Source organism: Streptomyces pactum (assembly GCF_002005225.1).
Taxonomy (GTDB): domain Bacteria; phylum Actinomycetota; class Actinomycetes; order Streptomycetales; family Streptomycetaceae; genus Streptomyces; species Streptomyces pactum_A.
In genome coordinates this window covers 5,770,894-5,785,132 of the sequence record NZ_CP019724.1, presented here as the reverse complement: position 1 = coordinate 5,785,132, position 14,239 = coordinate 5,770,894, and the positions used below count along the sequence as shown (strand labels likewise).

10 protein-coding genes and 1 pseudogene are annotated in these 14,239 nt (G+C 72.4%); 3 read left to right on the top strand and 8 right to left on the bottom strand.

Annotated elements, in window-relative coordinates; translation table 11 throughout:
* Positions 1-127 precede the first annotated feature (127 nt).
* Both B1H29_RS24680 and B1H29_RS24675 read left to right on the top strand, forming a co-directional pair.
* Positions 128-862, top strand: coding sequence for an MBL fold metallo-hydrolase (locus tag B1H29_RS24680; protein ID WP_055416856.1), 735 nt, complete (start codon positions 128-130; stop codon positions 860-862).
* 34 nt (positions 863-896) lie between these two features.
* Positions 897-1,700 carry a DUF3097 domain-containing protein gene (locus B1H29_RS24675; protein ID WP_055416857.1) on the top strand — a complete coding sequence of 268 codons (804 nt, stop codon included), beginning with the start codon at positions 897-899 and terminating at the stop codon, positions 1,698-1,700.
* A 126-nt stretch (positions 1,701-1,826) separates the two neighbouring features.
* Here the strand turns inward: B1H29_RS24675 and hemW are convergent, their stop codons facing one another.
* From hemW to lepA, 4 genes are all read right to left on the bottom strand, one after another.
* Positions 1,827-3,059 (bottom strand): radical SAM family heme chaperone HemW, encoded by a 1,233-nt coding sequence (gene hemW, locus B1H29_RS24670; protein ID WP_055416858.1) that lies wholly within the window; start codon positions 3,057-3,059, stop codon positions 1,827-1,829.
* Positions 3,060-3,086: 27 nt separating this feature from the next.
* A complete protein-coding gene (locus tag B1H29_RS39480; RefSeq protein WP_244209040.1) occupies positions 3,087-5,966 on the bottom strand; it encodes a SpoIIE family protein phosphatase in 2,880 nt (959 codons plus the stop codon).
* Positions 5,967-6,196: 230 nt separating this feature from the next.
* On the bottom strand, positions 6,197-8,074 hold the full coding sequence (locus B1H29_RS24650) for an AMP-dependent synthetase/ligase (RefSeq protein ID WP_055416859.1): 1,878 nt from the start codon (positions 8,072-8,074) through the stop codon (positions 6,197-6,199).
* 330 nt (positions 8,075-8,404) lie between these two features.
* Complete coding sequence (gene lepA, locus B1H29_RS24645) at positions 8,405-10,273, bottom strand: translation elongation factor 4 (RefSeq protein ID WP_055416860.1); 1,869 nt, start codon at positions 10,271-10,273, stop codon at positions 8,405-8,407.
* Positions 10,274-10,559: 286 nt separating this feature from the next.
* Here lepA and rpsT point away from each other — a divergent pair, with 286 nt between their 5' ends.
* On the top strand, positions 10,560-10,826 hold the full coding sequence (rpsT, locus tag B1H29_RS24640) for a 30S ribosomal protein S20 (RefSeq protein ID WP_055416861.1): 267 nt from the start codon (positions 10,560-10,562) through the stop codon (positions 10,824-10,826).
* A gap of 249 nt (positions 10,827-11,075) precedes the next feature.
* On the opposite strand, the gene holA is transcribed toward rpsT, so the two are convergent.
* The 4 genes and pseudogenes from holA to B1H29_RS24620 form a co-directional block, all read right to left on the bottom strand.
* Positions 11,076-12,065, bottom strand: coding sequence for a DNA polymerase III subunit delta (holA, locus tag B1H29_RS24635; RefSeq protein WP_199832279.1), 990 nt, complete (start codon positions 12,063-12,065; stop codon positions 11,076-11,078).
* 113 nt (positions 12,066-12,178) lie between these two features.
* On the bottom strand, positions 12,179-12,424 hold the full coding sequence (locus B1H29_RS24630; protein ID WP_167392557.1) for a hypothetical protein: 246 nt from the start codon (positions 12,422-12,424) through the stop codon (positions 12,179-12,181).
* 281 nt (positions 12,425-12,705) lie between these two features.
* Positions 12,706-13,536, bottom strand: a complete 831-nt coding sequence (locus tag B1H29_RS24625) for an arylamine N-acetyltransferase family protein (protein ID WP_055416864.1) — start codon at positions 13,534-13,536, stop codon at positions 12,706-12,708.
* Between the two features lie 4 nt (positions 13,537-13,540).
* Positions 13,541-14,152 (bottom strand): annotated as a pseudogene (locus tag B1H29_RS24620) (ComEC/Rec2 family competence protein); the annotation flags it as partial.
* Positions 14,153-14,239 lie beyond the last annotated feature (87 nt).

Sequence of the window (14,239 nt, the reverse complement as noted above, 5' to 3'; positions counted from 1 at the left end):
CTCCTGGCACTCACGGCGCGCGAGTGCCAGACTTCCCCGGCCCAGTGTACGGCCGTGGGGTACGCCCCCGGCAAGGCCGGGGGCACACCGCCGTGAACGGAGGTGTCGCGGCGCTAGCGTCGTCGTCGTGACGGTGACTTGGGAAGACCTGGGATGGGAGCGGCTGGCGGCCGGGGTGGGGCGGCGCCGGCTGCCGGGCTGGGACTGCACGGCGGGGCTGGTCGTCGGCGCGGGCGCGGCGCTGGTGGTGGACGCGGGATCGAGCCTCGACGAGGGCGCCCGGTTGCGCGCGGAGGCGCGGGAACTCGCCGGCCACCGTGTGACGCATCTCGCGCTGACCCATCCGCACTTCGACCACGTCTTCGGCGCGGCCGCCTTCACGGGCGCGGAGGTGTACGGCGCGGCGGGCACGGACGCGGTGTTCGCGCCTGGCGGACACGGGCGGGAGGCCCTGCGGTCGGACGCGGTGGCGGAGGGACTGGACGCGCGGCCGGCGCGGGAGGCGGCCGACGCACTCGTCCGCGTCCGCCACGAGGTCCGCGGCGAGTGGACGCTCGACCTGGGTGCCGCCCGGCGGGTCAGGCTCGCCGACGTGGGCCCGGGGCACACCGGTCACGACCTCGCGGTGCTGGTGCCGGGCGAGCCGGGGGTGGTCTTCTGCGGCGACCTGGTCGAGGAGTCCGGTGAGCCGCAGGCGGGCCCCGACGCCGTGCCGTCGCACTGGCCCGCCGCCCTGGACCGGCTGCTCGCCCTGGGCGGCGAGGACGCACTGTACGTGCCCGGTCACGGAGCGGTGGTGGACGCGGCGTTCGTCCGGGCCCAACGGGACGCGCTGGCCGACCGGTTCGGCGTGTCGCGCTGATCACGCCGGGTCCGTTTCTCGTATCGTCGTCAGAATGCGCCAGTACTCCGCCGACCTGACCCCTCCGTGGAAGAAACCGCAGCCGGTACCGGAGGTCCCGGCCGACCCCGGCCTGGTGGTCGAGGAGCCCGGCACCGGCTTCTGCGGCGCGGTGACGGGCTGCGAGGCGGGCACGGTGACCCTGGAGGACCGCTTCGGCAAACGCCGGGTCTTCCCGATGGAACCGCGCGGCTTCCTGCTGGAGGGGCGGGTGGTGACCCTCGTACGGCCCGTCTCGGGCCCGGTACGGCCCACCCGTACGGCATCGGGCTCCGTGGCGGTCCCGGGAGCACGCGCGCGCGTGGCCCGCGCCGGGCGCATCTACGTCGAGGGCCGGCACGACGCCGAGCTGGTCGAGCGGGTGTGGGGCGACGACCTGCGCATCGAGGGCGTGGTCGTGGAGTACCTGGAGGGCGTGGACGATCTGCCGTCGATCGTCGCCGACTTCGCACCGGGGCCGGACGCGCGGCTGGGGGTCCTGGTGGACCACCTGGTGCCCGGTTCGAAGGAGTGGCGGATCGCGGAGGCGGTGACGAGCGAGCACGCGCTGGTCGTCGGCCACCCGTACATCGACATCTGGGAGGCGGTCAAACCGTCGTCCCTGGGGATCCCCGGCTGGCCGCGGGTGCCGCGCGGGCAGGACTGGAAAACGGGGGTGTGCCGGGCGCTGGGGTGGCCGTCCGAGAACACCGGGGCGGTGTGGCAGACGATCCTGGCGCGGGTGGGGTCGTACAAGGACCTGGAGCCGGAACTGCTGGGCAGCGTGGAACGACTCATCGATCACGTGACCGTGCCATGAGCGTCGTCCGGTCGTTGACAGGTCGGGCCCGGTGGACTGCTCTCCGCCGCTGCGGAGACGGTCCGTCGATCAGCTCGTCCACGCGGCCGAGCAGTCCTTGCTCCCCGCCGAAGCGGGGACGACCCCTTAGTCCACCAGGTCCCGCACCACGGCGTCCGCCAGGAGCCGCCCGCGCAGGGTCAGCACAGCCCGGCCGTCGTCGTAGGGTCCCGGCTGCAACAGCCCCTCCGACAACGCCCGCCGCGACGCCGCGAGCCCCGCCTCCCGCAGCAGGGTCAGCGGCACCCCCTCCCGCAGCCGCAACTCCAGCAGGACGCGTTCCACACGGCGGTCCTCGTCCGTGAGGACCTCCCGCCCGGCCCCCGGCGACTTCCCCACCGCCAGCGCCCCCGCGTAGGCGCCGGGGTGCTTGACGTTCCACCAGCGCACACCGCCCACGTGGCTGTGCGCTCCCGGTCCCGCGCCCCACCAGTCGGCGCCCCGCCAGTACAGCTCGTTGTGCAGGCAGCGCCCCGCGTCGGAGGTGGCCCAGTTCGACACCTCGTACCAGTCGAAGCCCGCCGCGGCCAGGGTCTCCTCGGCGATCAGATACCGGTCGGCGTGGACGTCGTCGTCGGTCATGGGGACCTCGCCGCGCCGGATGCGGCGGGCGAGCCGGGTGCCCTCCTCGACGATCAGGGCGTACGCCGAGACGTGGTCAGGGCCGGCGCCGAGGGCCGCGTCCAGGGAGGCGCGCCAGTCGTCGTCACTCTCGCCGGGGGTGCCGTAGATCAGGTCGAGGTTGACGTGGCCGAAGCCGGCCGCGCGGGCCTCCGCGACGCACGCCTCGGGGCGGCCGGGAGTGTGGGTGCGGTCCAGGACCTTCAGGACGTGCTGCTTCGCGCTCTGCATCCCGAAGGAGATCCGGTTGAAGCCGCCCTCGCGGAGGGTGGCGAGGTAGGCCGGGTCGACCGACTCCGGGTTGGCCTCCGTCGTGATCTCCGCGTCCGGCGCGAGGCCGAACTCGTCGCGGATCGCGTGCAGCATCCGCACCAGGTCGCCGGCGGCCAGCAGGGTGGGCGTACCTCCGCCGACGAAGACCGTGCGGACCTCGCGGGGGTCGTCGCCGAGCACCTTGCGGGCCAGGCGGACCTCGTCGACGAGGGTCTCGGCGTAGTTGTCGCGGGAGGCGAGGACACCGCCGGAGCCGCGCAGCTCGGTCGCGGTGTAGGTGTTGAAGTCGCAGTATCCGCAGCGGGTCGCGCAGTACGGCACGTGCAGGTAGAAGCCGAGGGGCCGGTCGGCGGCGCCGGCGAGCGCGGACGCCGGGAGGGCGCCGTCGGCGGGGACGGGTTCGCCGTCGGGGAGTGCGGAGGGCATGCGTTCCATTGTCCCGTACGGCGACGGCTACTCGGCCTGGAGCACCAGCAGGGCCAGATCGTCCTCCGGGGGCCGGGGCCCGAACTCGTGCACCAGCCGCCTGATGCGCTCGGCCACCAGCCCGGCGTCCAGTCCCGCGCATCCGGCGAGGGCGGCGGCGAGACCGTCCCCGTCGTCGAACTGGCGGGAGCCGCTGCGCCGCTCGGTGACCCCGTCCGTGACGCAGAGCAGGGTGTCGCCGGACCGCAGCTCGAAGGTCTCGCTGGTGTACGTCGCGTCCTCGACGACCCCGAGCAGGGTCTGCGGCTCGGCGACCGCGCGCACCGCGCCGTCGGGCCCGAGGAGCAGCGGCAGGGGGTGTCCCGCGGAGGCGAGGGTGCAGCGGACGGCGCCGCCGCCGACCGGGACCAGTTCGCCGTAGAGCAGGGACAGGAAGCGGGTCTGCGGTCCGTCGCCCGGGGCAACCGGACGGCCGCCGACGGCGACCAGGGCGCGGGCCGCGGCGTCCGCGGCCTCGGTGGCGTCGTCGAGGAGGAGCTGGTTGAGGCGGTCGAGGACGTCGGGGACGTCGTACTCCTCGCGGGCCAGCAGCCGCAGCCAGGGCCGGGCCAGGCCGATGACGACGGCGGCCTCGGGGCCCTTGCCCTGGACGTCGCCGACGGCGAAGCACCAACGGCCGTCGCCGGCCGGGAAGAGGTCGTAGAAGTCGCCGCTGGGGCCGCCCTTGTCACACGGTTCGTAGACGAGCGCGCTGCGCACGCCGGGGATCTCGGCGACGGCGCCGGGCAGCAGGCCGCGCTGGAGGACGGCGCTGATGGTGGCCTGCCGGGCGTACTGCCGGGCGGCGCCGATGGCCAGCGCCACCCGGCGGCTGAGGTCCTCGACCAGGCCGGTGATCTCCTCGGGGAAGCCGGGGGTGTCGTGAGTGAGGGGAGTGGCTTGGGTGGCTGGGGTGGCTGGGGTGGCTGGGGTGGCTTGGGTGGCTGGGGTGGCTGGGGTGGCTTGGGTGGCTGGGGTGGCTGGGTTGGCTGGGGTGGCTGGGGTGGCTTGGGTGGCTGGGGTGGCTTGGGTGGCTGGGGTGGCTTGGGTGTCAGGAGTGGTAGGCGGTGCGCTGGGAGTGACTCCAGTGGCAGCGGCGGCGTCTGGAGTTTCCGCAGCGACAGCAGTGGCGGGAGCGGCGGTCCGCCCGATGACCAGGGTGCCCAGGGGCCGGCCGCCGGCGACCAGGCGGTAGGCGAGCGCGGTGCCGTGCGTGCCGTCCGGGCCGAGGGCCTCGCCGGGCCAGGGGTGGGCGACGGGGCCGGAGCGCCACGGGTCACGCGGGCGGGGCGGGTCCTTCTCCAGGGCCAGGCGCAACTCCTCGATGCGGCTCTCACCGCTGTGCCAGACGCGGGCCAGCCGTGCTCCGACGGACGCCCCCGGGTCGTCGCTCCAGGCACCCCGGCCCAGGGACTCGTCCTCCAGCCACACCGCGCACCAGTCGGCGAGCCGCGGCACGATCAACTGGCCGGTGAGGGAGGCGACCAGGCCCTCGTCGAGTTGTCCGGCCAGGAGGTCGGAGGCCTCCGCGAGGAAGGAGAGGGCGCCGTGGCCGAGCCACTCCCGGTCGCGGATGCCGCGCCGACCGGTCAGGGCCGTCCCGCCTCGCCAGTACGCCGGGCCCCCGAAACGATCCCAACCGCCCTGGCCGGTCCGGCTTTCCGGGCGGTCCCGGCTGTCCGTGTGGTCCCGGCCTTCCGGGCGGTCCCGGCTGTCCGTGTGGTCCCGCCCTTCCGGGCGGTCCCGGCAGTCCGTGTGGTCCCCGCTGTCCGGGTCACCCCGTCGGCCCCAACCGTCCCAGCCATCCCAGGCACCCGCGCCACCCCTGCCACCCCTGCCACCCCTGCCACCCGGACCACCGCTGCCACCCGGACTACCCGAGCCACACGGGCCACTGGAGGCACCCTGTGCGTTGGGGCCGTCGCCGTCTTCGTGGCCGCCCGGACCGTCCAGGGACATGGGATCACCCAAGCCGCCCGAGCCGTCCAGGGCCGCCGTGCCACCCGGACCGTCCAGGGACATGGAATCGCCCAAGCCGCCCGGACCGTTCAGGGCCACCGTGCCGCCCGAGCCGTCCAGGGCCACCGGACCGCTCCCGGCACCCGGGGCGCCCAGGCCGGTCGGGCCGGTAGGGCCGGTCGGGCTCGGGTTGGTAGGGCTCGGGTTGGTAGGGCTCGGGTTGGTAGGGCTCGGGTTGGTAGGGCCGGTAGGGCTCGGGTTGGTCGCGTTGGTCGGGCCGATCGGGTCGCCCAGGCCCGTCGGGCCGCCGGACCGCTCCCCCGACAGCTCCATGCCCGCCGCCGGTTCGGGACGCCGCGCCCCACGGCCCCCGGCGTACGCCTCGATATGCTCGGAGACCTCGGCGCCCGCCGCCGGCAGGCGCGCCCACACCGTCTTGGTACCGGGGCGGTACGTGATGCCCCAGGCCTCCGAGAGCGCGGCGACGAGCCGCAGGCCGCGTCCGCACTCGGGGGTCTCGTGCGGCGTCTCGTCGTGGTCGCCGCTCCTGGGTGCCCGGGAGGGGTGGTGGTCCGTGGCCTCGACGACCAGGGTGCCGGTCTCCTCCAGCCGGCAGGCCACCTCGACGTCGGTGCCGGCGTGCACGACGGCGTTGGTGACCAGTTCGCTGACGACCACCAGGACGTCGGCGGCGAGATGCTCGGTCAGCCGTTCCGTGCCGGGCAGGGCGAGCTCGGACCAGTCGGCGAGCGCGGCCCGCACCATCGCGCGGGCCGCGCCCGGCGCCAGGGAGCTTCCGAGCAGGGTCACGTGCGTCCGCGCGCACTCCTGGGCGTATGCCTCAGCAGTGGGCGCGGGCACTCCACTGGCGCGGGAGACGGTCTCCCGTTGCGTCGGAATGGCCCCCATGGACGGCTCCCCGGGCAGTTCGTGCGAATACCTCGCAGTCGATGCCGACAGAGTGACAGACCGACCCCGTCCATGAGCGCCGAGTTACCGAAGTGGGCCGCCACGAGTGAGAACCGTGCTAGGCGGACGTTCGAAGACAGCCGGAAGACGGACAGTTTCGAGCATCGGCCGAGCAGACCGCGACGCCGGCCCGCCCCACGCCCGGCCCGCTCGGGGCCGCCTCGCCCGCCCTACGCCTCGCGCGAGCCGTCGTACATCTCCTCGATCAGGTGCTTGTACTCCCGCTCCACCACCGGCCGCTTCAGCTTCAGGCTCGGCGTGATCTCCCCGTGCTCGATGTCGAGGTCGCGGGGCAGCAGGCGGAACTTCTTGATGGTCTGCCAGCGCTGGAGGCCCTCGTTGAGCTCCTTGACGTAGCCGTCGACCATCTCGACGGTCGCCGGTGCCGCGACGATCTCCGCGTACGGCCTGCCCTCGAGGCCGTTCTCCTTCGCCCACTCAGTGATCGCGATCTCGTCGAGGGCGATGAGGGCGGTGCAGAAGTTCCGGTCGGCGCCGTGCACCAGGATGTTGGAGACGTAGGGGCAGACCGCCTTGAACTGGCCCTCGACCTCGGCGGGCGCGATGTACTTGCCGCCCGAGGTCTTGATGAGGTCCTTCTTGCGGTCGGTGATGCGCAGGTAGCCGTCGGGAGACAGCTCGCCGATGTCGCCGGTGTGGAACCAGCCGTCCGGCTCCAGGACCTCGGCGGTCTTCTCGGGCAGCTTGTGGTAGCCCTCCATGATGCCGGGGCCGCGCAGCAGGATCTCGCCGTCGTCCGCGATGCGCACCTCGGTGCCGGGCAGCGGCTTGCCGACCGTGCCGGTGCGGTAGGCCTCGCCGGGGTTGACGAAGGACGCGGCGGAGGACTCGGTGAGGCCGTAGCCCTCGAGGACGTGGATGCCGGCGCCGGCGAAGAAGTAGCCGATGTCGGGGGCGAGGGCGGCAGAGCCCGACACGCAGGCGCGCAGGCGGCCGCCGAAGGCCTCGCGGATCTTGGCGTAGACGAGCTTGTCGGCGACGGCATGCTTGGTGCGCAGTCCGGCGGGCGCGCTCGCGGTGCCGGTGCGCTTGAAGTTGTCCTGGGTGACCTTGGCATACTCGCGGGCGACGCCGGAGGCCCACTGGAAGATCTTGTACTTGGCTCCGCCGCCCGCGCGGGCCTTGGCGGCGACGCCGTTGTAGACCTTCTCGAAGATGCGCGGCACGGCCGCCATGTAGGTCGGCTGGACGACCGGCAGGTTCTCGATGATCTTGTCGACGCGGCCGTCGACGGCGGTGACGTGACCGACCTCGATCTGGCCGGAGGTCAGCACCTTGCCGAAGACGTGCGCGAGCGGCAGCCACAGGTACTGCACGTCGTCCCCGGTGACCAGGCCGGTCGCGGCGATCGCCTTCGCCATGTACGACCAGTTGTCGTGCGGGAGGCGGACGCCCTTGGGCCGGCCGGTGGTGCCGGAGGTGTAGATGAGGGTGGCGAGCTGGTCCTTGGTGAGCGCGCCGACCCGCTTCTCGACCAGCTCGGGGTCCTTCTCCAGGCGGGCCGCGCCGAGGGCCTCCAGGGCGCCGAGGGTGAGGACCCAGTCCTCGCTGGTGTCGGCGCCGGCCGCGTCGATCACGACGACGTGGGTGAGGTCGGGCAGCTCCGCCTTCTTCTCCCTGGCCTTGGCGAGCTGCGCGGCGTCCTCCGCGATCAGCACCTTGCTCTCGGAGTCGGAGAGGATGTACGCCGACTCGTCGGCGTTGGTCTGCGGATAGACGGTGGTCGTCGCCGCGCCCGCGCACATGATGCCGAGGTCGGCCAGGATCCACTCCAGCCGTGTGGCGGAGGCCAGCGCCACGCGCTGCTGCGGCTGGATGCCCAGCTCGATCAGGCCGGCCGCGATCGCGTAGACCCGTTGGGCCGCCTGCGTCCAGGTCAGCGACTTCCAGTCGTCCGGCCCCTCGCCCGAGGCCGACGGCACCGGATAGCGGTACGCCTCGGCGTCCGGCGTGGCCGCCACCCGCTCCAGGAAGAGTCCCGCCACGGAGGGCGGACGGTTCTCGATCAGTGTCTGTGTGTCGCTCACGACATCCTCCGTGGGCCCGCGACGGTGCGGCCTGCTCGATGCGGCCGGCTCAGGTGCGGCTGGTTCAGGTGTGACTGGGTTCAGGTGGCAGCTTCAGGTGTGGCGGAATCGCTCTCGGGCGGTTGTTCAGGCGTTGTTTAACTCGCGAGTAACTAGCGAGCAGGCATCAGAGTAAAGGGCGACCGGCCCGCGCGTAAGTCTCCGCGCCCTGTCACTTCATACAGAGGCCCACCCGTGACATGCGAAGGGGCCCGCCGCGCTGTCGCACGGCGGGCCCCTTCGTGTCCGTTTCGCCGGGGTGGGCGGGACACGCCGCGAGGACGGTCGCGGTTACTTCTTGCCCTTGCCCGACCCCGCGCTGTCGTCGCTGGACAGAACCGCGATGAAGGCCTCCTGCGGAACCTCCACGGAGCCCACCATCTTCATCCGCTTCTTGCCTTCCTTCTGCTTCTCCAGCAGCTTCCGCTTACGGGAGATGTCACCGCCGTAGCACTTGGCGAGGACGTCCTTGCGGATGGCGCGGATCGTCTCGCGGGCGATCACCCGGGAGCCGATGGCGGCCTGGATGGGCACCTCGAAGGCCTGGCGCGGGATGAGCTCGCGCAGCTTGGCGACGAGCCGCACCCCGTACGCGTACGCCGCGTCCTTGTGGGTGATCGCCGAGAAGGCGTCCACCTTGTCGCCGTGCAGCAGGATGTCGACCTTGACCAGGCTGGAGGTCTGCTCGCCGGTGGGCTCGTAGTCGAGGGAGGCGTAGCCGCGCGTCTTCGACTTCAACTGGTCGAAGAAGTCGAAGACGATCTCCGCGAGCGGGAGGGTGTAGCGGATCTCCACCCGGTCCTCGGAGAGGTAGTCCATGCCGAGCAGGGTGCCGCGCCGGGTCTGGCACAGCTCCATGATCGCGCCGATGAACTCGGTCGGCGCCAGGATCGTGGCGCGCACGACCGGCTCGTAGACCTCGTTGATCTTCCCCTCGGGGAACTCGCTCGGGTTGGTGACGGTGTGCTCGACGCCGTCCTCCATGATCACGCGGTAGACCACGTTGGGCGCGGTGGCGATCAGGTCGAGGCCGAACTCGCGCTCCAGCCGCTCGCGGATCACGTCGAGGTGCAGCAGGCCCAGGAAGCCGACGCGGAAGCCGAAGCCGAGGGCCGCGGAGGTCTCCGGCTCGTAGACGAGGGCGGCGTCGTTGAGCAGGAGCTTGTCCAGCGCCTCGCGCAGCAGGGGGTAATCCGAGCCGTCCAGCGGGTACAGGCCGGAGAAGACCATGGGCCTGGGGTCCTTGTAGCCGCCGAGCGCCTCCTCGGCGCCCTTGTGCATGCTGGTGACGGTGTCACCGACCTTTGACTGGCGGACGTCCTTCACGCCGGTGATCAGATACCCCACCTCGCCGACACCGAGGCCGTCGGCGGAGAGCATCTCCGGCGAGTTGGTGCCGATCTCCAGCAGCTCGTGCGTGGCGTTGGTGGACATCATCCGGATCCGCTCGCGCTTGTTGAGCTGGCCGTCGATGACACGGACGTACGTCACGACACCGCGGTAGGAGTCGTAGACGGAGTCGAAGATCATCGCGCGGGCGGGGGCGTCCTTGACGCCGACCGGGGCCGGGACCTCGGCGACGACCTTGTCCAGCAGCGCCTCGACCCCGAGCCCGGTCTTGGCGGAGACCTTGAGCACGTCGTCGGGGTCGCAGCCGATCAGGTTGGCGAGTTCCTCGGCGAACTTCTCGGGCTGCGCGGCCGGCAGGTCGATCTTGTTCAGCACGGGGATGATCGTGAGGTCGTTCTCCATCGCCAGGTAGAGGTTGGCGAGGGTCTGGGCCTCGATGCCCTGGGCGGCGTCGACGAGGAGGATGGTGCCCTCGCACGCGGCCAGCGACCGCGAGACCTCGTAGGTGAAGTCGACGTGCCCCGGCGTGTCGATCATGTTGAGGATGTGCGTGTCGGTCTTGTCGTGGGTGGGCGCCCACGGCAATCGCACCGCCTGGGACTTGATCGTGATGCCGCGCTCGCGCTCGATGTCCATGCGGTCGAGGTACTGGGCGCGCATCTGCCGCTGCTCCACCACACCGGTCAACTGGAGCATCCGGTCGGCGAGCGTGGACTTGCCGTGGTCGATGTGCGCGATGATGCAGAAGTTGCGGATCAGCGCCGGGTCTGTACGGCTCGGCTCGGGCACATGGCTGGGGATCGCGGGCACGCAGGGTCCTGATTCTTGAGGCGTCCGCAGTGTCTGCGGTCTCGGGTCGGATCTATACGTAGCCTCCATCGTCCCACGGGTGGGGCGCTGGGATGGGTTTGGGACGGGTCGAGGGCGGGGGCGGGGCTCGATCGGGGTCGGACCGAGGCCGGGTTTGGGTGGCCGGTCGGGCCGCTGGTAGTGTGGGGGGCTGTGTCTCTTGCCCTCTCAGCGCGAGGCACTCCTTCAAGAAATCATCGGCACGGGACCCTCGCGGCCTCGTGCCTGAACCTGCAGAGGCTCATTCGTGGCGAACATCAAGTCCCAGATCAAGCGGAACAAGACCAACGAGAAGGCCCGGCTGCGCAACAAGGCCGTCAAGTCCTCTCTGAAGACCGCGATCCGCAAGGCCCGTGAGGCCGCTGCCGCGGGTGACGTCGAGAAGGCCACCGAGTACCAGCGCGTCGCTTCGCGCCAGCTCGACAAGGCCGTCTCCAAGGGCGTCATCCACAAGAACCAGGCCGCCAACAAGAAGTCGGCGCTGGCGACGAAGGTCGGCGCGCTCAAGGGCTGAACCCCTCATCTGGTCTGATCGCCGGAAGGACCCAGAGCGGGCCCTCTCTCATCCGCTCCCGTCCGGCACCCAAGGATCCATGCGCGGCCTGCGTTCGCCACGCGGGCATGGATCCGCAAGCTTGATTCGAAGGCCCCGGTGGCCGTCCTTCCCCAGGACGGACGGCGGGGCCTTCGGTCTGTGCGCGGCCCCTACGCCCGGCCTCGCGACCGCGCGATGGTCACCACGGCCTTCGGTCCGTACGCGGCCCTACGCCCGGCCTCGCGACCGCGCCGCCCGCGCGATGGTCACCACGGCCTTTTCCAGGGCGTACTCGGGATCGTCTCCGCCGCCCTTGACTCCGGCGTCCGCCTCGGCCACCGCGCGCAGGGCCACGGAGACGCCGTCCGGTGTCCAGCCGCGCATCTGCTGCCGGACGCGGTCGATCTTCCACGGCGGCATCCCCAGCTCGCGGGCGAGGTCGGCGGGGCGTCCGCCGCGGGCGGAGGACAGCTTGCCGATCGCCCGCACGCCCTGGGCCAGGGCGCTGGTGATCAGCACCGGCGCCACTCCGGTCGCCAGCGACCAGCGCAGCGCCTCCAGGGCCTCCGCCGTCCGTCCCTCGACCGCGCGGTCGGCGACCGTGAAGCTGGAGGCCTCGGCCCGACCCGTGTAGTACCGCCCGACGACCGCCTCGTCGATCGTGCCCTCGACGTCCGCCGTCAGTTGGGAGACCGCCGAGGCCAGCTCACGCAGGTCGCTGCCGATCGAGTCGACCAGCGCCTGGCCCGCCTCGGGGGTGGCCGACCGCCCGGCGGTACGGAACTCCGTCCGGACGAAGGCCAGCCGGTCGGCGGGCTTCGTCATCTTCGGACACGCCACCTCGCGCGCGCCCGCTTTGCGGGCGGCGTCCAGCAGGCCCTTGCCCTTCGCGCCGCCCGCGTGCAGCAGGACGAGGGTGATCTCCTCGGCGGGTGCGCCGAGATAGGCCTTCACGTCCTTGACCGTGTCGGCGGACAGGTCCTGCGCATTGCGTACGACCACGACCTTGCGCTCGGCGAAGAGCGAGGGGCTGGTGAGCTCGGCGAGGGTGCCGGGCTGCAACTGATCGGGGGTCAGGTCGCGCACGTCCGTGTCGGCGTCGGCGGCCTTCGCGGCGGCCACCACCTCCTGCACGGCACGGTCGAGCAGGAGGTCCTCCTGGCCCACGGCAAGGGTCACCGGGGCGAGAGGGTCGTCATTCGCAGTCTTCCTGGCCATCGCGACAAGCATCGCACGCACCACTGACAGCGGATCCCGCTCCCGGGGCCACGGAGGCCCAGGGGGCCCACAGGGACCCACGGGGACCAACAGGAACCCACGGACCCACGGGACTACGGCTCCTCGCGCCAGCCCTCCCACTCGCCCGCGAACGCGTCCAGCTCGCCGGGGTCCAGCCGTTTCTCCTCGTCGCGCAGGACGACGAGCCACTGGGCGTCCTCGGCGTCGTCCTCGCCGGCCAGGGCGTCCCGGACGAGCCGGGGCTCCTCGTCGGTCCCGAACCGCTCCCCGAGCACCTGGACCACCTCCTCCGCGGCGTCGCGGTCGGGCAGCACCAGTACATGTCTCACATCACTCACGGGTGCCATTGTCGGACACGGGGCGGCAGACGGGCCGCCAGGTCCGTCCCGGCACGGGTGCGGGCCGCCAGGTCCACGAGTATCCCCGGTTGCCCGAATCGACCGCTCCGGGCATGATTCCGCCAGCCGGGGCCGAACCTCGCTCAGGGCCGGGTCGCCTCACAGCCGGGGCCGGGTCGCCGAGCGGGCCGCACCACCACCGGGAGCGGGCCGCACCACCGCCGGGAGCGGTCCGCACCACCGCCGGGAGCGGGCCGCACCACCATCGCGACCGGATCTCCTCACAGCCGGCGCGCGGTGGGCACCCGGTCGAGGGTGATGCCGAAGTGGTCCCGGTACGCCGCGAGTACCTCCTCGTCCGTGGCCGGCTCACGCTCCTCCCGCGCGCCGTCGGCCGTCGTGAACGTGAGCCTGCGGCCGCTGAGCGTGACCCTCCCTCCGTCCTCCGTGACCCGCGAGCAGACCGGCGACTGGACGAAGTGCGACTGCGGCGAGGTGCTGTGCCACCACGCGCCGGACACGAAGTCGCCGAGCACCCGCGGGCGCGGCTCCACCCGGTACACGGGCTTCCCGTCACGCAGCACGTCCAGGTCGGCCGCCCGGGCCGAGTCGTGCCCGCCGCGCACGCCGGCCGCGTCCGGACCCGCCTCGACGACCCGGAACGTGCCGCCGGGATCCTCCTGCTCACCCCGCTCCCCGAACGCCAGCGGACCGTGGCTGTGCGCCCCGAACCCGACGTCGGCGAGCAAGTCGCCCCCGTCCACCGTCCGCACCCGCAGTGCCAGATGGTCGTACGGGATCCCCAGCCGGCGGCCCCCGTCCCCGTACACCCGCGCCGCAAGCAGGGTGACCTCGTACCCGAGCGCCGTGAGCAACGCACCGAAGAGGCCGTTGAGTTCGTAGCAGAAGCCGCCCCTTCGCGCGCCCAGCACCTTGTCCAGCAGCCGCTTCTCCTCGAGCACGATCTCCTCGCCCAGATGGACGGAGAGGTTCTCGAACGGCACCGTCCGCAGATGACGCCGGTGCAGCTCGCGCAGGACGTCGACGGTGGGCCACGCCGGGTACTGGACGCCCAGCCGGCTGAGGTAGGCGTCGACCTGTACGGAATCCATGGCCTCAGTCTCCCGCGACCCGCAGCGCCCCGCCCGTGCCGACGACCGCCAGCGCCCCGTCCCGGTCCGTCCGCAGCACCATCGCGCCCTGGGCACGCAGCGCGCCGACGGTGCCGGGGGCCGGATGCCCGTAGCCGTTGTCCGCACCGCAGCTGATGAGCGCCAGGCGTGGGGCCACCTTCCGTATCAGGCCGGGATCCTGGTGGGCGGAACCATGATGGGCCACCTTGAGGACATCGACCCCCTCCAGTGCCCCCGCCGCCGGTGAGCGCGCCAGCCGCTGCTGGGCCGGCGGCTCCAGGTCCCCGAGCAGCAGCAGACGCAGCCCCGCCGACCGCACCAGGAGTGTGACGCTGGCGTCGTTGGGACCTTCAGCGGTCGGGGCCGTGCTCGTCGGTGGGCTCGGTGGTGGCCAGACCACCTGCCAGGAGAGCGAGCCGGCCCGCCGCTGTTCCCCCGCGGCGGCGTGCCGCAGGGGAATCCGCCGTGCCGCCGCCTGTTCGCGGACGGACTCGGCCTGGTCCGCGGGCTCTTCGAGGGCGGTGGTCTCGATCGCACCCACCGAACGCCCCCGCAACACCCCGGGCAGGCCCGCCACATGATCGGCGTGGGCGTGTTCTTCGCGTTCAGGGTGTCTCATGAGACATCGGGTCCTGCCGTTCGCTGCTGGTGAGAGGCGGGGCGCTCGGGTTGAAGCGCGGAC

Bases quoted from the DNA above. Each gene is read 5' to 3' on its own strand.
- hemW (WP_055416858.1), bottom strand. From the start codon at position 3,059: ATGCCCTCCGCACTCCCCGACGGCGAACCCGTCCCCGCCGACGGCGCC.
- B1H29_RS24675 (WP_055416857.1), top strand. From the start codon at position 897: ATGCGCCAGTACTCCGCCGACCTGACCCCTCCGTGGAAGAAACCGCAG.
- holA (WP_199832279.1), bottom strand. From the start codon at position 12,065: ATGGCCAGGAAGACTGCGAATGACGACCCTCTCGCCCCGGTGACCCTT.
- B1H29_RS39480 (WP_244209040.1), bottom strand. From the start codon at position 5,966: ATGGGGGCCATTCCGACGCAACGGGAGACCGTCTCCCGCGCCAGTGGA.
- B1H29_RS24625 (WP_055416864.1), bottom strand. From the start codon at position 13,536: ATGGATTCCGTACAGGTCGACGCCTACCTCAGCCGGCTGGGCGTCCAG.